General features: G+C 59.1%; 16 protein-coding genes. 8 read left to right on the top strand and 8 right to left on the bottom strand.

Features of this window, described 5'->3' with window-relative positions; all coding sequences use genetic code 11:
- Window positions 1–100 precede the first annotated feature (100 nt).
- On the top strand, window positions 101–1093 hold the full coding sequence (locus AC2FIT_RS14210; RefSeq protein ID WP_496830487.1) for a helix-turn-helix domain-containing protein: 993 nt from the start codon (window positions 101–103) through the stop codon (window positions 1091–1093).
- Between the two features lie 90 nt (window positions 1094–1183).
- On the opposite strand, the gene AC2FIT_RS14205 is transcribed toward AC2FIT_RS14210, so the two are convergent.
- Window positions 1184–2194, bottom strand: a complete 1011-nt coding sequence (locus AC2FIT_RS14205; protein ID WP_496830485.1) for a HupE/UreJ family protein — start codon at window positions 2192–2194, stop codon at window positions 1184–1186.
- Entirely contained in the window at window positions 2191–3084 is an 894-nt protein-coding gene (locus tag AC2FIT_RS14200; RefSeq protein ID WP_496830483.1) for a peptidyl-prolyl cis-trans isomerase, read from the bottom strand. Before AC2FIT_RS14200 ends, AC2FIT_RS14205 begins: the two co-directional genes overlap by 4 nt.
- A 1232-nt stretch (window positions 3085–4316) precedes the next feature.
- Between AC2FIT_RS14200 and AC2FIT_RS14195 the strand changes: the two genes are divergently transcribed.
- The 6 genes from AC2FIT_RS14195 (at window position 4317) to AC2FIT_RS14170 (ending at window position 11706) form a co-directional block, all read left to right on the top strand.
- On the top strand, window positions 4317–5246 hold the full coding sequence (locus tag AC2FIT_RS14195; protein WP_496830481.1) for a DUF2493 domain-containing protein: 930 nt from the start codon (window positions 4317–4319) through the stop codon (window positions 5244–5246).
- 528 nt (window positions 5247–5774) lie between these two features.
- On the top strand, window positions 5775–5981 hold the full coding sequence (locus AC2FIT_RS14190) for a hypothetical protein (protein WP_007120662.1): 207 nt from the start codon (window positions 5775–5777) through the stop codon (window positions 5979–5981).
- Between the two features lie 564 nt (window positions 5982–6545).
- The gene (locus AC2FIT_RS14185) at window positions 6546–7139 is read left to right on the top strand and encodes a transposase (protein ID WP_496830651.1); all 594 of its coding nucleotides are present in this window, start codon (window positions 6546–6548) and stop codon (window positions 7137–7139) included.
- Complete coding sequence (locus AC2FIT_RS14180; protein ID WP_496830478.1) at window positions 7126–9459, top strand: relaxase/mobilization nuclease domain-containing protein; 2334 nt, start codon at window positions 7126–7128, stop codon at window positions 9457–9459. The genes AC2FIT_RS14185 and AC2FIT_RS14180 overlap by 14 nt, the downstream gene beginning before the upstream one ends.
- A gap of 8 nt (window positions 9460–9467) precedes the next feature.
- Window positions 9468–11477 (top strand): type IV secretory system conjugative DNA transfer family protein, encoded by a 2010-nt coding sequence (locus tag AC2FIT_RS14175; RefSeq protein WP_496830475.1) that lies wholly within the window; start codon window positions 9468–9470, stop codon window positions 11475–11477.
- Window positions 11455–11706, top strand: a complete 252-nt coding sequence (locus AC2FIT_RS14170; RefSeq protein WP_496830473.1) for a 5-formyltetrahydrofolate cyclo-ligase — start codon at window positions 11455–11457, stop codon at window positions 11704–11706. The genes AC2FIT_RS14175 and AC2FIT_RS14170 overlap by 23 nt, the downstream gene beginning before the upstream one ends.
- Before the next feature lie 39 nt (window positions 11707–11745).
- On the opposite strand, the gene AC2FIT_RS14165 is transcribed toward AC2FIT_RS14170, so the two are convergent.
- The 6 genes from AC2FIT_RS14165 to AC2FIT_RS14140 all read right to left on the bottom strand — a co-directional run bounded on the left by AC2FIT_RS14165 (window position 11746) and on the right by AC2FIT_RS14140 (window position 22269).
- Window positions 11746–12672, bottom strand: coding sequence for a hypothetical protein (locus tag AC2FIT_RS14165; RefSeq protein ID WP_496830471.1), 927 nt, complete (start codon window positions 12670–12672; stop codon window positions 11746–11748).
- The gene (locus AC2FIT_RS14160; RefSeq protein ID WP_496830469.1) at window positions 12672–14570 is read right to left on the bottom strand and encodes an AAA family ATPase; all 1899 of its coding nucleotides are present in this window, start codon (window positions 14568–14570) and stop codon (window positions 12672–12674) included. Before AC2FIT_RS14160 ends, AC2FIT_RS14165 begins: the two co-directional genes overlap by 1 nt.
- Window positions 14571–14579: 9 nt before the next feature.
- Window positions 14580–15755, bottom strand: a complete 1176-nt coding sequence (locus tag AC2FIT_RS14155) for a restriction endonuclease subunit S (protein WP_496830467.1) — start codon at window positions 15753–15755, stop codon at window positions 14580–14582.
- The gene (locus AC2FIT_RS14150) at window positions 15752–17281 is read right to left on the bottom strand and encodes a type I restriction-modification system subunit M (RefSeq protein ID WP_496830464.1); all 1530 of its coding nucleotides are present in this window, start codon (window positions 17279–17281) and stop codon (window positions 15752–15754) included. The genes AC2FIT_RS14155 and AC2FIT_RS14150 overlap by 4 nt, the downstream gene beginning before the upstream one ends.
- Window positions 17278–20706 carry a DEAD/DEAH box helicase family protein gene (locus AC2FIT_RS14145; protein ID WP_496830462.1) on the bottom strand — a complete coding sequence of 1143 codons (3429 nt, stop codon included), beginning with the start codon at window positions 20704–20706 and terminating at the stop codon, window positions 17278–17280. Before AC2FIT_RS14145 ends, AC2FIT_RS14150 begins: the two co-directional genes overlap by 4 nt.
- Before the next feature lie 78 nt (window positions 20707–20784).
- Window positions 20785–22269 (bottom strand): sigma 54-interacting transcriptional regulator, encoded by a 1485-nt coding sequence (locus tag AC2FIT_RS14140; protein WP_496830460.1) that lies wholly within the window; start codon window positions 22267–22269, stop codon window positions 20785–20787.
- A gap of 138 nt (window positions 22270–22407) precedes the next feature.
- On the opposite strand from AC2FIT_RS14140, the gene AC2FIT_RS14135 reads away from it, so the two are divergent.
- On the top strand, window positions 22408–22800 hold the full coding sequence (locus AC2FIT_RS14135; protein ID WP_496830458.1) for a hypothetical protein: 393 nt from the start codon (window positions 22408–22410) through the stop codon (window positions 22798–22800).
- Window positions 22801–22838: the final 38 nt, after the last annotated feature.

The raw sequence follows: 22838 nt of genomic DNA, 5'->3' as shown, positions 1-22838 counted from the left end.
TCCGAGCGGATTACCTGCCGTCTCGCTTAGGTTGACAAATGCGATAAGGGTTTGCTTAGCATTCTGGGCCAAGGTTTATTACATTAGCCAGGGGGTGGCTTTGAGCGACCGAACGGTGTCCGCCCTCTTGTTGAGAGGTCTCTTGGATGTTTGCGAGAGCGATGGCATCTCTTCAGAGGACGTTCTCGCCGCCTGCGGCACGGATTTGGCCCATTTCGACGTTCCGGACGTTCGAATACTCCGAAGCCAGGCCGTCGCCATCATCGCGACACTCGCAAAGTCGTCGCCCGAACCCGGTGCAGCGTTCCGCCTCGGCCTGGCGTGCCCCATCGAGGCGTCGGCGGAACTTTTGCGCCTGTTCACCGAGGCGCCTGACTTGGCCGCCTTGATCGCGCCACTGAATGCGTTGCTCGGCGGCGTCTGCGGCGGCGAGATGATATTGCGGGTGAATTCCGGCTACGCACAATTGTCGTTTGGGTTTCCGTCGTGGAATCTTGAATTGGAAGAGCCTTTCCAGGAAGCCGCCGCAGGCATTCTGACCGCCGCTCTGCGGTTGCGTTTCGGTCGGCAGTGGCGTCCGGTCCGTGTCTTGGTCGGGCATCGGCGAAAAATCCCGGAATCCATGGAAAGTGCTGGAATCCGGATTGTGCGCGGCGCGCCCGCAAATGCTCTGGTGTTGGATCTGAAAGATGTGCATGCGACGCCGCGTTTGCGCAGATCGAACGAGGGCATGGTCGGGGAGCAGGACGATGTCCTGCCATACCGGGCCGATTTGTCCCAGACGGACCAGGTTCGGCTGGTGGTTCATGGCCGATTGTCACTATCGATGGATACCGACCTCTCTGACGTGTCAAAGGTCTTCGGAATTTCCGCCCGTACGTTAAAGCGCCGTCTCGCCGCAGACGGCGATACGGTCAGTTCGATTGTCGAAGATGTCAAAACCGTCGAAGCGAAACGCCTGCTGGCAGACAGCGCGCTTTCTATAACGGAGATCGCTCTCGCACTGAACTATGAGCACCCGCCGAGCTTCACCAGAGCCTTCAAACGCTCCACAGGTGCCTCTCCGTCCGAATTCCGGCGATCGAGCGGGTGAGATCGGGGCGGTTGCACGGGCTTGCGACCGGAAGAAGTCGCCGGAAGGCAATGGTACCTTGGGCCGAGCGGAAACGGTCTCCGCCCGCCGTTAAAACGCCGATACCCGATCGATGAACCAATAGGCCGACGTGCCGCCAATGGCGTACGCCCCGACAATCGCCGAGCGGGTGCCCGCGGCGAGATAGGTTTGCGCGGCCGGCAAGGCCCCTCGCAGCGCGAAACCGGCGGCGAGGATCGCGGCGACGAACAGCAGCTGCCCGATCTCGACGCCGAGATTGAAGGACAACAGCGCCAGTGGCACGTCCGTCGGCGGCAGGCCGATCTCGCGCAGTGCTCCGGCAAAGCCGAAGCCGTGCAGTAGCCCGAAGGTGAACGACACCGACCAGGGGTAACGCTCGGACAGCCTTTCCTGCGCGCCATCCCGCAGCACAAGTTCAGAGGCCACGAACATGATCGACAACGCGATGACGGCCTCGACCGGCGGGCCGGGCAGCGTCAACCAGCCCAGCGTCGCCGCCGCCATGGTGATGCTGTGCGCCACCGTGAACGCGGTAATGGCGCCGACCAGGCGCCAGCGGTCGGGTATCAGCAGCAGCAAGGCAAAGACGAACAGCAGGTGGTCGACACCGGCCAGAATGTGCTCGACGCCCAGGGGAAGATAGGTTCGCAGGACGTCGAAGGCTTGCGGATCGGCGGGAACGGTGAAGGCTGGGCGGTCCGGTGTCAGTCGTTCCGACCGGGTCTCGGCATCGGGCATCGCATAGCGCACGAGCACGTCGGTTTGCTGTTGCTTCAGCCCCTCGATGACGATCCAGCCGCCGCGCAGACCACCGGGACACTCCGCTACCCAGACCGCCACCCAGGCGGTCCCGTCCGATTGCGCCGCCGGGCCCGCCGCTGGATCACAACCGTCGGGCAGGCGCGGCTTGATCGCCATCGGCCGGCCCTGCACGTCGGGCTTGCGCCAAAACACGCGGTAGCTGTCGCCCGCAATCGCGGTGATTTCCAGGAACCCCGGCTGCAACGCATGCGCGCCCGCGCCGGACGGCAAGGTCGCCAGAAGGCCTGCCAGCATGAAAAGAACGCGTACGAGGGTCACTGCAGCAGCCCCTGTAACTCGTCCTCGCTGGGCATGGTGATGACATAGGAGTCGCGCATCTCGGCATAGACGTCCGCTAAAAGGTCCTCGGCAATGGCATCCCTCCAGTTCGTCTCGACACGGTCCCGAACCGTCTCGAAGTCAGGCACGGCGCCGGGCTGACGTGCGGTCATGCGCACCAGGTGAAGCCCAAAGCCGGACGCGACCGGCCCGACCCATGCCCCGTCCTCGACGTCTGCCAGCGCGTCGAAGAAACCGCGCCCGAAAGCACCCTCGACGGCGCGCCTACTGGACAGGCCCAGTGACGGCGGCAGCAAGGTTTGTTCTCCATAAGCTTCTGGGCCGGCGCCACCGTTCAGGGCTGCCAGCGCCACCGCCACCGCGTCGGGCTCCGGCCGTGCCCCAAGAAAGACCTGATCAAAGGCGATCAGTGCGTCGGTCGCATAATCTTCTTGGTTCTCGTCGAAATACGCCCGCAACGCGTCCTCTGTAGGTGCCTGGGCTGCCGCCGCGGACTCGATGAGGAATTCCATTTTCTGCGACAGGCGTCGCCGGATCACCGAATCCCGGGCATCCATCGACAGCGCGAGCGCCTCCTGGACAAGGATGTCTTCCCGGATGGTGTTCTGGATCAGACCGTCAAGCTCGTCCCGCGTCGGCGGTCGGCGCCAGGTTTCGCGGAAGCGTACCCCGATCTGCTCTGCCTGCGCCGCCGTGACGGTCACAGTCTTCGCCTCTTGCACCTCGCTTTCCGAGACGTCTGTCGCCGCGAAAGCCAAAAAAACGAGCACACCGATTACCAAAAAGTGCAAAAGCGGTTCGCGTACAATTCTTTGGATATGCACCATTTCCACCTTGGGTGAAATGCGCTGACTTACAGTGAGTTCCATAAAGTGGACGCCCCGTGAAGAAGAGTTCGAGAGTTGTGAGTTGTGTTGACACAGGCAAGTCGGGCCTGCTTAGCATTTTGGGCCAAGACGTAATTGGTGCTGTCGGACCAATTCGAACTCGTCTCTGCAAGGGCAGTGAGGCTGTCCCTTTTGCCGCGCAGTGCCCGCGCCACTCGGCGAAGGTCAATACGTATAGAGAGGAATCTGGACGACAACGAAGTAGGAGCAAGAAGGTGGCTTCATTGGTTCCGGGACCTGCGCGTGGGTCGGCTGCTTTGGAGAAATTATGCTGCGCCACCGCTGCCGTCACGAGCGTTTTTGGGGGGTGAGGAGCAGAATTCTTTCCTGCGTGTGCGTTGGGCAGGAATTGTCTCATACTGTTCGATTCTGTCCGCCGCGCAGCGAACGAAAGGACTGAATCTCGCCATATAGAGCGCGGGTGAATGACCGTTCTGCCGAAACACGCTGCCTTGCAGCAAACCCGTTCCCGTGCTGGTAGCAATGGATATGACGCCACTCTCCAGATTCCGCTGCAGCCGCATCAGGCTCCTTCGTCCGCATCTTACCAGTTCACTCACGGTGCAGCGAATTTCCGCTTTTTGACCTCGGCGACGGAGTCCCACGGATTTCCGGTGCTATTGGGATATCTCGTTCCGAGACGATTATTGTGCTCGACGAAAACTGAAGACATAGCCTTGCGGCCTCCCCAGCTCGGCTTCGCGTGTCGCAGGGGAGAACGGCCCTTCGGACCGTCGCGCATTCGGCCATGCGGCCTCACCGCGGCGTCGCACCTAGGCCCCCGGTTTGCCCGCCTCGCGAGCACGTCCCTCCCCGGCCGCTCCGCCGGATTGCGCTCTATTCTGTTTTGCTTGAGCGCAAAACGATCCCGCCACTTCATCCGTCTCCCGCGTCCGGTCGGCCCGTTTGCCTGCTCGGGTCGGGCAAACCTACCGTCAAAACACACACACATGAGCGCGGAAGCATATCCTCCGGATGGCCCCCAAATCAGCCCGCCTCAAGGATCGCAAAACTTTTCGGCGAGGGCGGGGCATGTGGCGCGGGATGGTCCCGTGCGTGAGGGCGCGCATGTGTCCGGTGCTGCGCGCAGAAAACTTTTGCGCCCGGCAAGCCGGCGGCTGCGCCGTCCCTGACCCGGGCAGATTCGGAAACCAGACATTCGGCCATGCCACCACACTCACGTGGTGGTCGAACCCAATATCTGGAGAAAGAACATGGCTTACGACACCGCTAACACCTACGAGACCATCGAGCTTTTCGGGCTGACCGAGAAGGACGCGCAGCTGCCGATCCCGGAGGATCACGTCCTGACTGACCGCATCATCCGCGAGAGCTTCGAGGCTCTGCTTGGCTCGCTGCGCGGGACTGGGCTCGAGGCAGAAATAGAACCGTTGGCGCACGGGCTCGCGACGATCCTGCAGCGCCGCAAGGTAGCACTCGGCAAGGAGGTCGACCGCACCGCCGACAAGATAGGCGCGCTGGCAAAATCCCACGACGGATCGGAGATCGCTGAGACCGCGCTCGAAGTGGCGCAGGCGCGCTTTCTGCAGCTGCGCGAGATTGTCGGCGCCATCGAGGTGATGAGTGAGGCGGCGGCGGAATGCTACGAGGTCGAAACGGGCCACGCCTTCATCCCGGCAGCCGGGTCGCGCGCAAGCGTCCGGGCGCAGGAGACCGGGGCGGTCTTCGAGGCGCGGCAGCTCCTGGAGCAGCACGACCGTGAAACCGCCGAGAAATCGAAAGTCGAGGGGGTTCCCCTGATCGTCTCAGGCGCCACTGACTGGACCGATGTCGATGTGATCTTCAACACACTCGACAAGGTTCGCGAACGGATCAAGCAGAACCGGAACCAGGAGATCTTCCTCTGCCACAAGGGTGGCAAGCACGGGGCGGAGATGATCGCGGCCCGCTGGGCCCGGGCACGCGGGATAGCACAAGCGCGCTTCGATCCGCGCTGGTCCGCGCACGGGCGGGCGGCACCGTTCAAATGCAACGACGAAATGCTGGACGACAAGTTCGCGGCGACGGGGGTTGTACTCTTCGGCGGCAACGGGGTCGCGCTGAACCTCGGGCAGAAGGCGGAAGCGAAAGGTCTGACGGTCATGCGGGTTGCGGACCCGGCGAAGAAGACTTCGGAGACGTGAGTTGCGAGGGTCGCCTCCGGGCGGCCCTTTCGTCGTTTCTCATGGACGTGGTGGTCGGTTACGCAAGATCGACAGGCTGCGGCGGCCGGCACTGTCATCGCTCTTCCCGGTCCGTCAGTGTTCGGTCCATCCACATCGGTATGGGCCGGGGATAGTGCGCACCTCGCACGTCGTCAGCAGCGCAAGACTGAGGGGTCGAGACGTCGCACATGAGCCTGAAGACTTGCGCGTCCCTCGGGTGGTGTTTCGGAATTTCGCATCCACGCAGGCGCGCTTCGTCTGCACCCCGGCCAGGCTTGGCGGGACGCGGATGGTGGCGTCGGCGTGATGGCAGGGGTCATCCGGATCACTCCTTTTTGCTCATAGATGTGGATCGCACGGGGTCGGCCCAATCGTACCCTGCGCTTCGCTCCGGCAAGCACAAATACGGCTTCCACGGCAGGGCCGCGGACCCTCCGCATTTGCGCTTGCGACCGGTCCTCTTGCCCCCGTGCTGGGTGATCCTCATCGCAACAAGGAGTAACCCAAATGACCAACCACTACGTCGCCACCGTCCCCGTCAAGTTCACCGATACCGATGGCCAGGAGCGCACCCGCTTTCAACGCGTGGGTGCGATGTTCCGCAACACCCGCAACGGGGATGGATCGGAGTTCTTCAGCCTCAAGCTCGACTTCCCGGTCGCGGTCTCGGAGCTGGTGATGTTTCCGCCGAGCGCGAAGGATCCCCAGGACTAAATCCCCTGACGAGAATGGGCCGCCCAAGGACGATCTTGGGGCGGCCTGATCCCTGTTCCAGGGATGCCGTCAACGGCGCGTGTGATCGCCTACAGCGACCTCCTCTTGGTGCCGATAGCCGCGCACTCAAAGGACGATCGCAGCACGGAATGATCATGCCGCGACAGACCGGCCAGTCAGCCTCAAGGGGGCCATCCACAAAAACCTATCGGCCAGGGCCTCCCGGTTTTTGCGGAAGAGATTTGGCAAGCCAAATCTGGTCCTCCTTGACCCTGCCTGTCCGCCCTGTCGGTGGGGTTTGCGCCCGCCCGCGGTTCCGTCCGAACACATGCGTGTCCGGCCAGACCCGCGGGCGGGGCTGGGGAAGGGGACCCATTGGACAGGTGGGTCGCCCGGTGGTGAGGGCGGCAGAGCCGCGTCCCTGCGGGCCGCGGCGTGAAGCGGACACCAAGGCTGCCTGAGCCTGAATGCGACGTAAGTATAATATTGACAGAGTGGTATATTATCGTAAGGTAGGGGCAGCCTTGGTGGAAGGTGGCAGGAAATAGGGGGTCTTTCTTCCGCATGTCCCGAACAAAACGCCTGACAGAGATCGAGAAGATGCAGATCGTCCGCGAGGCCGCGGAGGGTGTGTCGACGTCCGAGCTGGCTGAGCGTTTCGAGGTCACATCGCGGGCCGTGCGCTACGTCCTGAAAGCCGATGCCGAGCGCCAGACGGATGCCGCGATCCCAGTATCCGCGGTCAGTGTGAAGGTCACCGCTGCGGAGCTTGCGGCGCTCGACGAGGTGTTGGCGAAGGCCGGGATCGAGAGCCGGGCCGAGGGGCTACGGCGGCTCATTCAGGCGGCAGGCGGGGTGTTCGTTCCGGACGCGCAGATGGCGGCGGAGATGGCGCGCTACAGGGCCTCTTTGCACGAGGTCGGCAATGGGGTCGCGCAGATCGCCAAGCAGATGACGCAGGCCAACCGGCAGGGGCAGGAGGCCGTGGGGGGCACGAGTGCCGAGTTCTCCGAATTGCGCCTTGCGCAGATGCGCGGGCTGGCGCGGTTCATCCTGGATTCAGCGGATGAGATTGATCTGCTTCTGCGCCGCCGTCGGGATGCGATACAGTTGGAGGCCACGGCCGCGCTGAGGGAGTTTGCCCATGCGGCTGAATGATGCCGTCGATGCCGTCACGGGCGAGGTGTTCCGGGATGGCTGGAGCCGTATCCGAGGCTCGACGCAGGGGCTGCATGTCGCCAAGCAGAGCCAGCTTGTACGCGCGGCGGCAGGGCACCGCCCGGCAGTCTTCAAGGCGATCCGGGGCGGGGGGACGCATACGAAATCGCAGCTGATGAATCAGCTTGATTACCTCACCACCAAGTCCACCCATATCGTGGACAGTAGCGGGTTCCTCGATGGCAAGGCGAAGCTCGAGGCGAAGGACATCAAGGACCTCACCGAGCGCTTTGCCAAGCGGTGGGATGCGGGCTTCAAACCCAAGCTTGGTCAGACCACCCACATGCTCATGTCCTTCCCCATCGGCACGCGGGGCGAGGATGTGCGCGACATCGCGACGGATGTGGCGGAGCGGTTCTTCCAGACCGATGAGGGGCATTTCGATTACATCATTGCTGTGCACGAGGACCGCGATCACCCCCATGCGCATCTGGTGCTGAACCGCCGCTCGCAGGAAGGCGAGTTCTTCTTTCTGGGGCGGAACCACCGCTTCAACTATGACGACTTCCGTCTCGCCATGGTCGAGGAGGCTGAAAAGTATGGCGTACGCCTCGAAGCCACGCGCCGGGTGGATCGCGGGGTCGTGCATTACCCGGCCCGCACAAGTGAGATCTACGCCGCGAAAGAAGAGGGTCGCGCGCCTGTTGAGCGGGAACGCGTTGGGCAGGACCTGACCCGGACGCTGGCGGAGATCGCCAATACCAGAACCGTCTACCATTCGCTTGCCGCGGAAGCCTCCCGGGAGGCCCGCGAGGATATTGCGGCGGCGCTGTTCCGCGCGGGCGAGGTGTTAGCGCGCGGCGGGCAGGTGGACCGAACAGGAGATGTCTATATGGCCGAGGATCAAAGCTTCGAGGATCTGAGAAGCCTCTATGCGGAGAAGCTTGCGCGGGTGCAGGGCATGATCGCCGAGAAGTCCGACGCGGAACGTCCCCTTCTGGAAAAACGCCTCATTGAGATCCAGACGCAGGTCCAGCACATGCAACCGCTCGGTTTGCGTTCGAGCACATTGTCTGAGGCGCCGTCGGAGGGTGGGGTGTACTCGGAGGCAAACATACAGGAGAGCCAGCTCGAACGCCTCACTGAGCCGCGCCTGCGGTCGCGGATCGACGCGGCCCTGCGCGGCACCGGGATCAGCATATCAGAAGTGGTGGCCCGGATCGAGACGGGCGCGTCAAATGCAGCACTCGAGCATCAATGGATCGCCGATGATCTCTCGAAGGTGGCCGAGGCGCGCGATCTGAACCTCGAACGCCGCGCCGATCTGGAACAGGCGTGCGACATCCTGAATGACGTGCATGTGGAAATTGGAACGCTGTTGGAGCGCGAGAACGTGCTGCGCCGGGATGGCGTCATGGAAGCGAAACCGATCAGCGAGCGGTTCCATTATCACCGGGACGCGGTCCGGGCGATGGAAGGGACAATCCGTCAGGAGATGCGCGCAGACGGCCTGACCGCGCAGCAGATCGAGGACCGGGACTGGGAGGTTGTCTCACGGGCGGAGCGCCGCATCGAGGCGGAGCAGCGTGCATATCTCGAGGCACACCCGGATCTGCTCGCACGCCCGGGCGATGTTATCGACCGGTCTGAGCCCTACAGGGAGACCGTCACAGATGCGGCCCGCGCCAGCGAGATCACCCGCGAGGTCGACCGGATCATGGAGGCACGCGACCTACGCACGTCCGTTGCGGATGCTGTCACGGATGACTTGCGCGCGCGCTATCCGGACATGCCGTCGCACCTCGCCCGTGGGCTCGGTGCGACCTATGCGGCCGTCGTGGAGATACGGGACACGGAGGCCATCAATCAGGTCCGCCGCGAAACCGAGTTGCGCGAGGGGCTTGGGGTTGGCACCCGAGAAGAAGCTCTCGCAACCCGCGTTCAAACTGCACCGCAGTTTGACCGTGCCGACCGCCTTGCAGACGAGATTGCGCGTGTCCTGGACCATGAACGGGCGGGGGAGTTGTCCGCACCCTTCGAGACCGACGCGGAGCGGGACGCTTTCCGCGGCGAGATCGCGCGGGTGCTTGATGACCGCCAACTCGACCGGCTCGCATCCGGCGATGCCGATGCGCTGGAACAGGTTCTCGAGGACCGTCTCGACCGGCTCTATGTCGCCAAGGTCTACCTGCAATCGGATGCCGCGACGGCCAACACGGACGCCTTGCGCCAGGTGGTGGATGAACTCGCCGACGCCGAGTACGAAAAACACCGCGCGACAGACGTGGATGGCGAGACGGAGCGGGGTCAGGTCCATTGAGCGCGTCCATGGGCAAAGTCCGGATCGCCACGGGTGTCTTCCTGGTAACGCTGGTGACCGGGGCCATGGGCTATACCATCGCCTCGGCGGTGCTGACCTACCAGGATCTCGGCTTCGGCGCCGAGATCGACTTTGCCTATATCGCACAGAACTACATAGCGATCCTCGATCGCCGCCCGGAGGATGCCCAACTCATCCACCTGGTCATCGGCAGCTTCGCCGCTGCCGGCATGATGCTGAGCCTCGCCCTCTCGGGATCGGCCCTCACACGTTTTGGTCAGACCCATTGGCAGACCGCGCGGGAGATGAAGGCCAACGGGTTCTTCGGCGCACCCGGGACTGGCTTCATCCTCGGCAAACTCGGCTCTCCAAAATCCCGCGCGAAATACATTTGCTCGAAGGTTTTCCCCCATGCGCTGATCGTGGCGCCCACGGGCCGCGGCAAGACTACGGGCTTTGTCATTCCGAACCTGCTGACCTGGCAAGGCTCCGCCGTGACGCTCGATGTGAAGGGCGAGTGTTTCGAGGCCACGGCCCGGCACCGAGCAGCCCAAGGCGACAAGGTCTATCGCTTTGCCCCCACCGATTGGGAGGGCAAGCGCACGCATCGCTACAACCCGCTCTTGCGCATCTATCAACTGAAAGATCCCGCGCGCCAGCAGATGGAATTGCAGCTCCTGGCGACGCTCTTCCTGCAAAGCGACAATGACCGGGTGCAGGGCCTCCTCAAGGGCGGGATCGATCTCTTCGTGGCGGCAGGGCTCTTGGCCTTCCAGCGCAAGCGCCCCACCTTGGGCGAAATCTACCGCATCGCGGCCTCGGGCGGGAACAAGCAGAAGGAGTACTTCGCGCGCGGCCACGAGGTGGATAACAGGGCCGCCAAGTTGATCTTCACGCGGCTGGCCTCGACCAACAATGACACGCTGACCTCTTACGTCTCGCTCCTGATGACCTCAGGGCTCGATCAATGGCAGAACCCAGCCATCGATGAGGCGACGGCGGTGTCGGACTTTGATTTCCGGACGATCCGCAAGAAGCCCTTTTCGGTCTATCTCGTGGTCCAGCCGCTGATGGTGAAACCCCTCGCGCCGCTGATCCGCCTCTTCTTCTCCGATCTCCTCTCCGCCATGCAGGAAAAGGACCCCGGACCGGATGAGCCTTGGCCCGTGATGATCATGCTCGACGAGTTCAACCGCCTCGGCAAGATGCCCATCGTGGTCGAGAGCATCGAGACCCTGCGGACCTATCGCGGCCATCTGGCCGTGGTCACCCAGACCATCCCCGCTCTCGATGAGATCTATGGCGAGAACACCCGCCGCGCGCTGCAGGGCAACGCCGGCGTGAAGCTCTACCTGACGCCCTCTGATGAAAAGACCGTAGAGGAGCTGAGCAAGGCGGTCGGCAAGACCACGAAGACGGTCGTCACGCGCTCCCAATCCATCGGCAAGAACCCCTTCGAGGGCCGCAGCCAATCCACGCGGACCGAAGAGAGCTCTCTGCTGCCCGAAGATGAGGCGCGCCGCCTGCCACTCGACGAGATCGTCATGGTCATCGACGCGCAAATGCCGGTCCGCGCAAAGCGGATCCAATATTTTGATGACCGGCTGTTCAAGGCGATCCATGCGGCGCAGACGGGCGCGTTGCCGTTTCCGAAGCCGGGGGGAGGGGGGGCGCAGGGTTCGCTGCCGCTGAGTCTGCGCGCCATGCCGATGACTCCGCCAGCGAACGGACCAGGTGGACCTGAAACTGATGCGGTTGTGGAGAGCGCAAGCCACGTTGCGGGCAGCGGCCAATCTTCAGGGCAAACCGCCATCGTCGCAAAGAAAACCGCGCCCGTCGTTCAAGCCGTCATCGCCGAGGAACAGCGCCAGATGGAGATGGATTTTGGGAGCCAGGTTGCGGATGCCGAGGCTGCGAGCGTAGTTGATGAGGAGCAGATGCGCTCCGCCGTCGATGGCTTGAACGAAATGGAAGCGATGCTGCGAGAGGACGGTGGTGAAAAGCTGGTTGCTCGATAAGGTGGCTGAGTTGCACACAGCGGGTGTCACGGCCTGCCTGCCGATCGTGGAACAGAAGGCGGTCCCGCTCGTCTTTCGCCGCTGGACCCCTGAGACGCGCATGGTGCGGGGCGACTGGAACATCCCTGTCCCACCTCCCGACGCAGAGGTTTTGATACCCGACATAACGTTGGCACCGCTCGTGGGTTGGGACGGTGCGGGTTTGTTACAAGTATCACATTGCCTGTGATCTGCGGGCCGATGCAAAGATCATGGATCCCAAAAATATCTACAGCCTTTCAACCGATCCATCAGAACTGATGCAAATTACAGGGCCAACCAGCTTGTAAACATCGCTGTCTCGCGAAATCGCCGCTAAACGCCGGTGAACCAGTTCGTAATCCATAAGCGAAAAATCTGATGTTTCATGGCTGCCGATGGGTTCAAAACCTGCATCAACTCGGATGCCACCTTTTTCTGTAAGCAGGTACCTTGCATGAAAATCTTCGCCGGCATCTTTTTCGCACCAACAAAAGAAAGTAATCCTCATACCGGGAGGGATAATATCCTTCGAAAGGACGGCTGCTTCGCGTTTGAGGATATCGTTTGAAAGGCCCTTCTTCGTGTCGTTTCGGTAATGTATCTCACAAATGGCACGTGGATTAAGCTCACCTACAATCCGAAATAGCTCGCGAAATAGTTTCTTCTGCCGAGTGTTGAAGGGATCGAAATACGCGTCAACGAAAACCAGTCTAGACCCAAAATGAAGCAGTCCTCTCAGCGCGGTGGCCATGGACCCAATATCCCGGACAATGTTCTCTTCATGAGGAACCTTCATCAGTGGTGCGCTCTCATCCAGAGTATCCATAGAGAGAGCAGAAGCTTCACCTTTCGGAGCTTCGCTGGCGATAATTGCATGGAAAGGTTGCCGCTTATGTTCGGCAAGAGCGTTTTCCAGCCACGATCCGATTGTTGGGTCGTATGATCGGCCGCTTCGAACAACTTTGTTTTTCTTTGCATGGTTGAGCGCTTCCTCGACCCTCTTCCTTTGCATTGGCGATAGAGTGTCCGCTGCTTCGTACACTTCACGAAACCAGCTCTTAGGAAATTGTGAGATTAGCCGGCCCTTGTCGAAGCCAAATTTTTCAATGAGATACCTAAAATTCTCCCAGCTCGAGCCAATGGCCTGAGGTTCAACCGCATATTCATAGTGCATTAGAAGAGCTCCTCGGCGCGCTCTTCGAAAAAGCCCTTAGGCCAGTTATCGACGAAATCTCCGTCCTCGCTTACCCTAAGTTTTTTGAAAACCGGCCCTTGTTCTGTCGCCTCAACATAGACGACTGACAGATCATTGGGTGTTAAGCCCAGTATGCCCGGTGGCAATTCATTTTCACTCTGCTCTCTAACTCTTCTGAGAAGACGCAGCATGATGTGCTCGCTATGCGTTTCCACTAGGAGCGAACGCTCGGGGCCCGTGGCTGGCCGGTATGTACTTGTCGCCGAAATAAATAGGTCGCCTAGTCCGACTTGGATTGCAGGATGGATGTGAAGTTCAGGCTGCTCGATCGCTACAAGCCCGTCGGGTTCCATCAAGCAGGCAACCACTACCGGCACCATCTGTGAGATTCCGACCCCTACATCGCTGGGGGCGACAGGAATACCTCGCGCCAGATCCATTAAGCCGATTTCAGATTTGGTTGGAATGGCTTCATAGAGCTCCTGCAAGTCGCCTAGGTCGTCTTCGTTAATTCCACGCTTGAACAATTGATGAAGGCCTTCGGCCGTCGATATCTGCTTGTAACTAGATTTAACCAAAACATAGCCAGTTCGAAGCCGCTCTTCCGACGACATCCACTCATTGACACTGTCTAGCAGCTCCTCCCCAGGTTGGGTGTAAAGTACATCCCACGCGGCAAGGCCTTGAGCCCACCTGGATTCGTCAGGTGAAAGGCGCGGTCGATAACCTCTGCTTGGAATTTCGCGCAACGGGCCAATATATGTGACCGATTTTAAGTAGTCTCGGGCAATGCGCGCAGGCCCGAGTATCAATTCGTCCAAAAGCCCCGCAAGGGCATCCCTCCGAGCAGCCTCCTGAGCAATCGCCTGTCTGGACTTTCCTGCCCCAGGCATCTGAAGGTGCCGCGGCAGAGATGCGCTCGCCTCCTCGATATCGCTGGGGTCTATGTCACGTAAGTCAGGTGCAAGTGGCTTATCCAGATCAGGAAGTGCGCCCAATGGCGTTTCAACTGCAACAGCATAAATTGAGTCCTGTCCATCAATATTTTCAACCTCGTTCAAGCTCGACCGCGGTGCTTTGTTCACATTTTCCAACTGAGTTTCCAGCTGCTTTTTAAGGGCACCTCTCAGACGTGATGCACGCTCCCACTCGTCCTTGTCGGATTGATTGATCGACGCCACCAGCCTGGACAGATCGGAAATCTCTTGTTGAAGAGGAGAACTTTCCTCGATCTCCAATTCCGTAGCCTCGTCCTGCATTTGCTCAGCAAGCTCGAGATCGGCTTGTGGCTCCGTGATTTCTGACAAAAGAGGGTGATCAAACGCGAAGTTGCACAGTCGGGCGCGCCCTCGCTGCGCAGGTGAGAGGATTTCAGCAACCGTCTTGCCGTCCATTTCTGCAGTCAAACGTGAGATGAATGGCGCATCGATCAGATTGCTCCATCGGACCTCGATTCCCAGTCCGATTTCCTGCACAACGGCATAATCCCGCAATTCCGTATTTTCGCCGACGATGTAGCGGATGCCCAACCTTTCAAAATCAGAGTCGCCAAGACGGCTTCCTGAGTTCAAAGGAAGTCGATCACTACTCAGATCCTCGCTCATGTCGATCCGGATCTTGATGCGGATTGGGCGGGAGAGGTCGTGGTTGTGGACAAGCGTGGCGAAGCCGCCGAGGTCAGTCAGGCCGCCGGCGATGGTCTGGTCGGGGTCGGGGTTGTTGCGTTCGAGGATCTCGCGCAGGTAGTGCAGCGCCTGCAGGATCGTGCTCTTGCCCGCGCTATTGGGGCCGAAAAGAAGCGTGATCGGCGCGAGATCGATGCTCTGCTTTGTGCCGATCCCTTTGAAGTTTTCTATTTCGATGTGGCTTAAGCGCATTTTGAATTCCTACAGCTCGCCACGAAAGGCACGTTGGGAAAGTGCAGAGAATGCGTTTTCCGCCTCTCGCAGAGCGGAGGTCATCCGCGCAAGAACTTCCGAATTTTTCTTTGATACTTTTGAATATGTCGCAAGCTCATCCTGCGAAGGAACGGCAATTGGTAGTGGGTCAACGTCCTTTTTATTAAGTTGAGGTACGGCGCTACCACTGGAAATTGTGACCAGATCAATGAAGCCAAACCATGCGCGAAGATACTCTGACGAAACCCGAGAGTTTGGCTTGGCAGAAACCCCCATCAAGTTTGGATCAAGAACTGCAGGTCGTGCCAGGACCCGCTTCTTATTGGTCGAGATTGCCCCGCCTCTCTTAGGGAACACAATCGCACCAGGGGGAGCTATTATGGATTGGCGAATCTTGCCATCATCTTCGGCCCAAAGCTTGGCAGTTTTTATCTCGGTGGTATTCTCCGATGCGTTCATGTCCGAGACTTTGATTAGGAGCATACCCCCTTCTTGATTGGTAAACTCCTTGTATTTTGGAAGGCTGTTTCCGGCGTATAGATTGCATTCCGTGCCTATATTGCTGACATCCAACCCTTGTTTCGGACGAAGTGGATCCCCGAACATCTCCAGAAACACCGACTTCAGAAACTCATCCGCCAGGTCGAGGGCCTGCTCGCGTTTGCGGCGGATGGCGTCGGCCTTGTCAAGGATCGTCGCGATACGGCGTTGTTCGTTCACGTCGAGCGCTGGCACCTCCATTTCTGCGATCTCGGAGGTGCGGATCGAAGGATATGCGTCATCCTTAATTAGCCGAGAGGGCGGGTTCGCTCGAAGCCAGTAAGTCAAATAGTTTGGGTCATAGCGTCCTGTTGGCGTTAGCGCAGCCAAGTGGCTCACGACATATGCGGGACCCTTCAACCGATAGACGCGCCCTAGCTTCGCTGACATGCCGCTCTTAGCAAACAGAACAGTATCCTTAGGATACAATCTGAGCCTCATCCGTGACGCCGTAGATTCAGAGATCTTTTCTAAGCTGTTCTCGGATGCGCCGTTCAGCAAGCGTTCGAGGCTGCCTGCTCGAACGAACGGAAGCCCTTCGTCTGCAAATTCGTGTGCTTTCGGCGCTGGTTGCCCAGCCGAGACTTCTGCAACAGCGCCAAGTGAAATGGTGCCGACATTCATCCGAGCAGTCCTTCGAGCTCGTCAAGGTCAGCGGCTATCTCTTCATGCAGGTCCTTCATGCGCGCTAGGATTTCCGAAGGCGGATCGTAGGCCTCCTCTTCGTAGACCCGCTCTTGGTATTTGCTCAGCGACAGGTCATAGTTCGACTGTCGGATTTCTTCGGCTGGCACGAAGAACGCCTTTTGGGTTCGATCCGTATCCTTCTGCGGATCGCGCTTCTTCCAGGCCTCCAAGCAGCCCGGCAGATCGTCGTCTTTGATCGGGTCCCGCTTGTCGTCGAGAGAAAATCCGTCAGCTTCGACATCGTAGAAGAAGACGTCATCGGTCCGCCCGCCTTTGCGGAACACAAGGATTCCTGTTGAGACACCGGCATAAGGCTTGAACACGCCACTTGGCAGCGAGATGACCGCCTCAAGCTGATTGTCGTCTATCAACATGCGACGCAGCGCGACATGCGCTGTCGACGATCCGAAAAGAACGCCATCCGGTACGATGGTTGCTGATCGTCCAGAGTTGTCCTTGAGCATCCGCAGAATGAGGACGAGGAAGAGCAGTTCTGTCTTCTTGGTCTTTACCTTGCGGAGCAGGCCCGGATGCACATCCTCAAAATCAAGGGTTCCCTTGAACGGGGGATTGGCAAGAATGACATCAAAGCCATCGCTGGCCGATTGCGGATACTTTTCGCTGAAACTGGTGCTCAGCGTATCCTGATAGTGGATGTCCGGGTCATCCACGCCGTGCAGCATCAGGTTCATCGCTGCGATCCGCAGCATGGTCGCGTCGAAGTCAAACCCGTGGAACATCTTGCTGCGGATGTGCTCGCGGTGATCTTCCAACAGATCACCCGTGTAGATCTTTTCGGTTTTGTCGGTTTCAGGGTCTGTGACCTCGTCGATGCCTTCCTCTGACGTGTGCTCTTTCATCAGGTATTGCATTGTCTCGACGAGAAAGCCGCCGGTTCCGGCAGAAGGGTCACCGATAATCTCGTTCGGCTGTGGGGCGAGCAGTTCGATCATCAACTTGATGATATGGCGCGGCGTGCGGAACTGCCCGTTGATGCCAGCAGTGGTAAGTTTGCTGAGCAGGTATTCGTAAAGGTCGCCCTTGGTGTCACCCTCGGTCAGCGGCAGCTTGTCGATCATATTGACCGCTTTCACCAGAAGGCTTGGCTTCTGGATCATCAGCTGGGCGTCTTTCATGAACTCTGCAAAGGCCGAGCCACTGGTGGAGGACTTTCTGAAGTGCGGGAAGACCTCGTCACGTATCAGCGGAAGCATTTCATCAGCGCCGAGGTGCCGGAAGTGAGACCAGCGCAAATGCTGGTCGTCCTCTTTGAAACGCGGAGGATTGTCCCGTTTACCTGCTCGCTTCAGTCGGTTTTCATCACGAGTCTCGTTGATATCGAGAAGCCGTGCGAACATCAGAAACGTGACCTGCTCGATCACCGTCAACGGGTTCGTGATCCCGCCCTGCCAGAATTCCGTCCAGAGCGCGTCGATATCGCGTTTGAGGGCGCCTGTAATCATTGGTCTTTCGTCCTTTCAGAGGCTTCTTGTTCGTCGCCGCTCACTGTCGCTGGCGGCGCAAACTGGTCGATGATCTCCATGAGTTCGTCGACGTCTTTTTCATTTTCGAACACCCCATCGGGCCCGTCGGCATCGACAACCGTAAATGGGTCTTCATAAAGCTTCGCACGGGTAATAGAGCCATAGCGTGCGATGTGGTTTTTCAGGAGGCCGAGGAACCGCGTCTGCTTGGCTTTCAGGCTCGGGTGGGTTCGTGCGAAATCCGCGAACTTCGCTTCGACGGCTTCGGGATCAAGACCGATGATCGACCGGATCACGAAATCCAGCGGAGCTGCTGTCTCAGAGAAGAACTCCTCCAGAATTTCCCGATTGACGCCAGGGGTCTGGGCCAGGATCAGCGAGACAAGCTTCTCGATATCCGCCTCAGCTACGGGCTCGCCCCTGCTGATCTTCTGAAGCGTCGGATTCTCGCCAAAATGCTTACGCAGCTCTTCTTCAACGACGTGACGGTAGGCCTTCATGTTGACCGCATCGAGACTGACCTTGCGGCGGGCCGATTGGACCTCGGACTTGGTTTCAGTGACATCGATGATCTTTGGCGGCACTGCGGGGCCCGTCGTGCGTTCCCGATACCGCATGATTTCGCGAAGTGGCACTCTGACCCCCTCGAGTTTCTCGACGGTGAGATCGTCCCAGAAGGCATCCGATTTGACTGTCTTGATGACGTCGGCCTTCTCCCGGACGGGGTTCAGATGCATCTGAAGCGCATTGAGTCGTTCAAGCATGTCGATTTTCAGATCACCGACAGTGTTTGATTGGCGCAGAACGGCAATTTGGATTCGGGCGATGAGGAGGTCGAGCGCATAGGCGTCGCCGTGCCCACGGATGTTCCGCCACTGCATGAGCGGCGCGATCACCTGACGCAGGGCAACGACCGTCGCCGGCGCAAAGGCCTTCAGCGTTTCTGGTGCCCCCAGTGATCGCTTCTCGCGCCACTTCTCGCGGACAGCGACAGACTCTTCCGGCAGGTCGTTGATGTCCTTGCCGATCAATTCAATGATCGCTTCGAAGGCGGCAATTTCGCTTTTCTGAAGCGCCAGTTCAGCAAGGTTGATCCGTTCTTCAAAGACGAGCTGCATTAGCGACTTGGACTGAGTTGGTTCCGCTGGACGATAGCCCGTCTCAAAGCGTTCGAAGTTCCCCCAATGGTCAAAGATCCGGAACACGCTCTTGTGTTCCCCGGGCCCAAACAGGTCTTCGCAGAGCCGCGTGCCGCGCCCGATCATCTGCCAGAATTTGACTGGCGACTTGACGGGTTTTGCAAACACAAGATTGAGAATCTCGGGGATATCGATCCCTGTATCGAGCATGTCGACGGAGATCGCGATCGTGAGCTCGTCGTTCTTGCCGTCATCGTTGCCCTTGAAGTCATCAATCAACTGCTCGGCACGAGGATCATAGTTGTCGATGACCTGGCAGAAGCGGCCGCCATATTGCGGGTACATCTCGTCGAAGAGCTGACGGAGAAGGACCGCGTGCTGATGATTGCGGGCGAAGATTATGCTCTTCCCAGGGGTCTGTCCCGTCGCATCCCTCAACCCGTTTTCCATAAGGTTCCGCAGGATCGCCCGGTTGGTGTCCTTATTGTAAATGACGTTGTCGATCTGGGCGGCAGCGAAATCATACTGGGACGGATCTTCGCCCTGATCTTCGAGCTCCTTGATCTGCTCGGCCGTCAGCGTGTCGAGCGTGATCCCTTCGCGCATGAACTGGGTCGTGTGCTCGAACACTTCAAAGGGCGTCAGAAACCCATCGCGCACAGCTTCTTCAAGATCGTAGTTTGCGGTCGGGAGCTGCCCTTCGCATTGGAACAGATCGAAGGTGCTCCGCGTCACGAAATCAACCGGGGTTGCAGTCAGGCCTATCTGAAGGCTGTCAAAGTACGTGAAGATGTCGCCGTAGACGTTGTAAATGCTTCGATGAGATTCATCGGCAATGATGAGATCGAAGTATCCCACATCAAACGACTGAAACACCTTCTTCATCGCCGGGTAGGTTCCGATGAAGATGCGTTCCTTTGCAGTGCTGTCGATACGCCCACTGACAACCCTGATTGGTTCAGAGGCAAGGAAATCCCCGAAGGCGTTCTTTGCTTGCTTCCTGAGCTCTCGGCGGTCGCAAAGGAAAAGTACGCGTTTAACCCATCCCGCCCGGATCAGGAGTTCGGTCAGGGCGATGGCAACACGCGTTTTCCCGGTGCCAGTGGCCTGCACGACAAGCGATTTGCGGTGGTTCCCGGTGAACCGCTCTGAAACGCGCTTGATTGCTTCAATCTGGTAGAGGCGATTGACGATGTCTGAGCGCGGCTCGATCGTATCGAGTGCCTTCCGGCTCTTGCGCTGGAACTTCACGAGATACTGAAGACTGTCCTTGGAATAGTATCCGAAGACCTTCCTGGGTGGGTAGCCTCCGGCGTCGTCCCACATCCAGATGTCGTAACCATTCGTGTAGAAGATCACAGGACGTTGTCCATGAACCTTCTCCAGGCCATCCGCATACAATTTTGCCTGCTGCCGACCCGTTTCAGGATCAACCGATGTCTTCTTCGCTTCAACAACCGCCAGCGGGCTGCCGTCATCATCCCAAAGCACATAGTCGGCATATCCTATGCCGGTCGCCGTCGGCTGGGACGGTGCCTGGACCTCTTTGCCGACTTCGCTTGTGCTGACCTCTCCATTGGCGACATTCCAGCCAGCTGATGCGATCAGGCTATCGATAATGCGGGCCCGCGTGGTTGCTTCGTCGAACTTCAGCAGGTTTGCCGTTTCCGCAGCGGACGACGCTAGGGCCGCGATCTCAGAAGCTTTCTTCTGAGCGGCAGTAGCCGTTTGACGGGCTTCCTCAAGCTCCTGAAGAAGCTTCTCCATTTGAGCTTCCTGGCCCGCCAGCTTTTCGAGCAGCTCGCGCTTTTCGCGCTTCAGCTTGCCTTTCGTGTCGTCTCCGGCCGACTGCGGGATCTCAGAAAACTTCGGCAGCTCATCCGACGTGCCCTTGCGTGCCTGGACGAAAATCCAGCGAGAGAGATCGAATGCTTCTTTGATCAGCCAAAGAGCGTTCTTTGTACTCGCCGGGTCACCATGTGCCGCCTTGTTTCCGTGAATGCGAAGCGCATGCAGCTTATCGAGCACCACCTTCGGCACTATCGCTGAAAAAGACTCGTTTCGAAGCAGGTCTATGAACGTTGCCTGATCCGGCTTGGGAAGGCGCAGGTCGCGATAAATGTCTTTGGTGAGGTTTTCTGCAAAGAGCCTGAGCTTCACCAGCGCACTTGCGGGGTCAGCATAGGCGTAAGCCTCGGCGAGTGCGCCGAGTTCCGCCAGCTCCTGCCACTCCGGGCGGAGGAATTCGAAGTTGCGCGACTTCATGGTCGCCCCCTATCGGAATTAAAGGGTCGTGCCGAGGCGAGCCTCAGGCGGCCGTGGTCGGCTGATGTATCTACAAACCTAGGATACGCCATATTTCGTCATCCAGTTTGTCAGCGTCTGATAGCTCGGTAGCCCAATCAATTTTGCAGCGTTTGTCTTGTTCCCCTCGGCCTGCGCGATTGCGCGCGTAATGTAGTGTCGGGCAACTTCAGCCAGGATTTCCTGGAGATTTACACCCTCGTCGATTGGCTTATCGAGAATGCTGTTCTGTGGCGCGGCCGGCATTGGTGCGGTAAAGACGGCATCCCAGACATCGTTTTCTGTGATCTGGGAGCCCTCGCTCCAGATCGCGGCCCGCCGCAGCGAGTTTTCAAGCTCACGGAGATTGCCGGGCCAAGGGCGCTGAAGAAGCACATTTTTTGCTCCAGGAGAAAGCGTCTTCTTCACAAAGCCGGGCTCGTCTACGCTTTGCTCATTGATGCGTTCGAGAAGCATCTCGATGAGCGGACCCAGATCTCCCATGCGTTCTCGAAGAGGGGGGATCTTCAGAACCAGCACAGCCAGACCGAAGAAGAGTTCCTCGCGAAAGTCGCCGGCGGCCACAGCGTTAATCAGCTGCTTTCTTGTTGCAGCAATGATCCGCACATCCGCATTTCCGTTTTTGGAAGTCGTGATATCGTCGCCGACCATCTCATCGAGAAGAATCTGCAAGCGGACCTGTGCTTGAGGCGGAAGAAGCTCGACCTCATCGAGATAGAGGGTGCCACCTGCCGCCTGTGCGAGCGCGCCGGTGCCGTTGGAGCCCGGGTCGCCTGAGCCAAATATCTGGGCGTCGATCTGTTCGGGCTTGAGGGCACCGCAGTTCAACGAAACGAAAGGCTGTTCGCGCCGCGGGCCATATCCATGGATGGCGCGCGCCAAAACCTCTTTCTCGGTGCCGGCTTCTCCCTCAATCAGAATGGGCACGTTGCGCATGGCGGCTTTTGTCGCCTTGCTTGCCATGCGCTCCATGGCGGGGCTCCTGAAGATCAGATCGCCGAACGTTTTGACATCCAGACCGCCGCTGAGCCTGGTGAGCTTGGCATCCGCCGACTCCATGATCTTTGGGAGGAGCTCGGCAGAGACATCAAACGGAATCTCTATCGTTTGGACGCCGCCTTCCCTGGACGACTGCAGCAACTCAGCCGGAAAGCGCGTTGCCCCCAATATGGCCCAAACAAGCGCCATGGCCCAGGTTCCCGGGCTCAAATGAAAAGTGAGTTCAGGAATGTCAGGGGCGGCGGCCCGCCGGCAGCCCTCCACGACATCTACTGCAATCCCGTGGATCGCGTCGATATCGGTTGGGTCTTTTAGCTGGACGCTCTCGACGAAGACTTCCGCCGAAGCCCGCTGGTGGAGCCAGTCCGTGTAAGCCGCAACCTTCGCGCTGTCCTGGTTCGCAATAAGAACCAGGCGATCAAAGCGCCGCGCTTCTACCGCACTGCAGATCGGGCCCGTTTGCCCCTCAGGGTGGGTGGGGGCGTCGAGGTCCTGCGTGCCTATCCATGCCATCAGAATCTTCATGAAGACCCAAATAGAAGAAATCTTACGTTCACGCAAGACCTTTTGTGTTTTTCTTGGTGGAGGGTTTTGCACGCCATTTTGGGCATTAAAATACACAAAAACAGATATTTATGACTATCTCCGCGCGATGTTCCGTTCGTGTACATAAAAAAATTTGTGGCAAATCACAAAAAATATCTTGTAATTATGCGCAAGCTTTCTTATCTCAGGGTCAGCAGCGGCGATGGCCGCAAATTTTGGGGATGTCAGAAGATGGCGCAGCGAGAAAAAGATGAACTGGAGGGAGTCACCGCCAAAGTGAGTGCGCTCACAAAGGCGCTTCTCGACGAGGGTATCGATCCCTCGATGATCGCCTTCGCGCTGACCTCTGTGGCAGCCGACATGGGGCTGCAGGTTTGTGGCGACCCCATGCGGGTCTTCCCGGTGCTGCTCGGCGCGATCTCTGAGCAAGCGCGCCTGCGTTTTGAAGGTAGCGCCGAAGAAGAGGGCGAAGGGCCGGCGTGTGTGCCGCTCGGCGCAACCGTTCATTGAGCGGGTTTGACGTGGATCGACAATAAGGGAGAAGAGAT

This window comes from Ruegeria sp. YTSA135, assembly GCF_059610165.1.
This window is presented reverse-complemented; position numbering and strand designations above follow the sequence as displayed.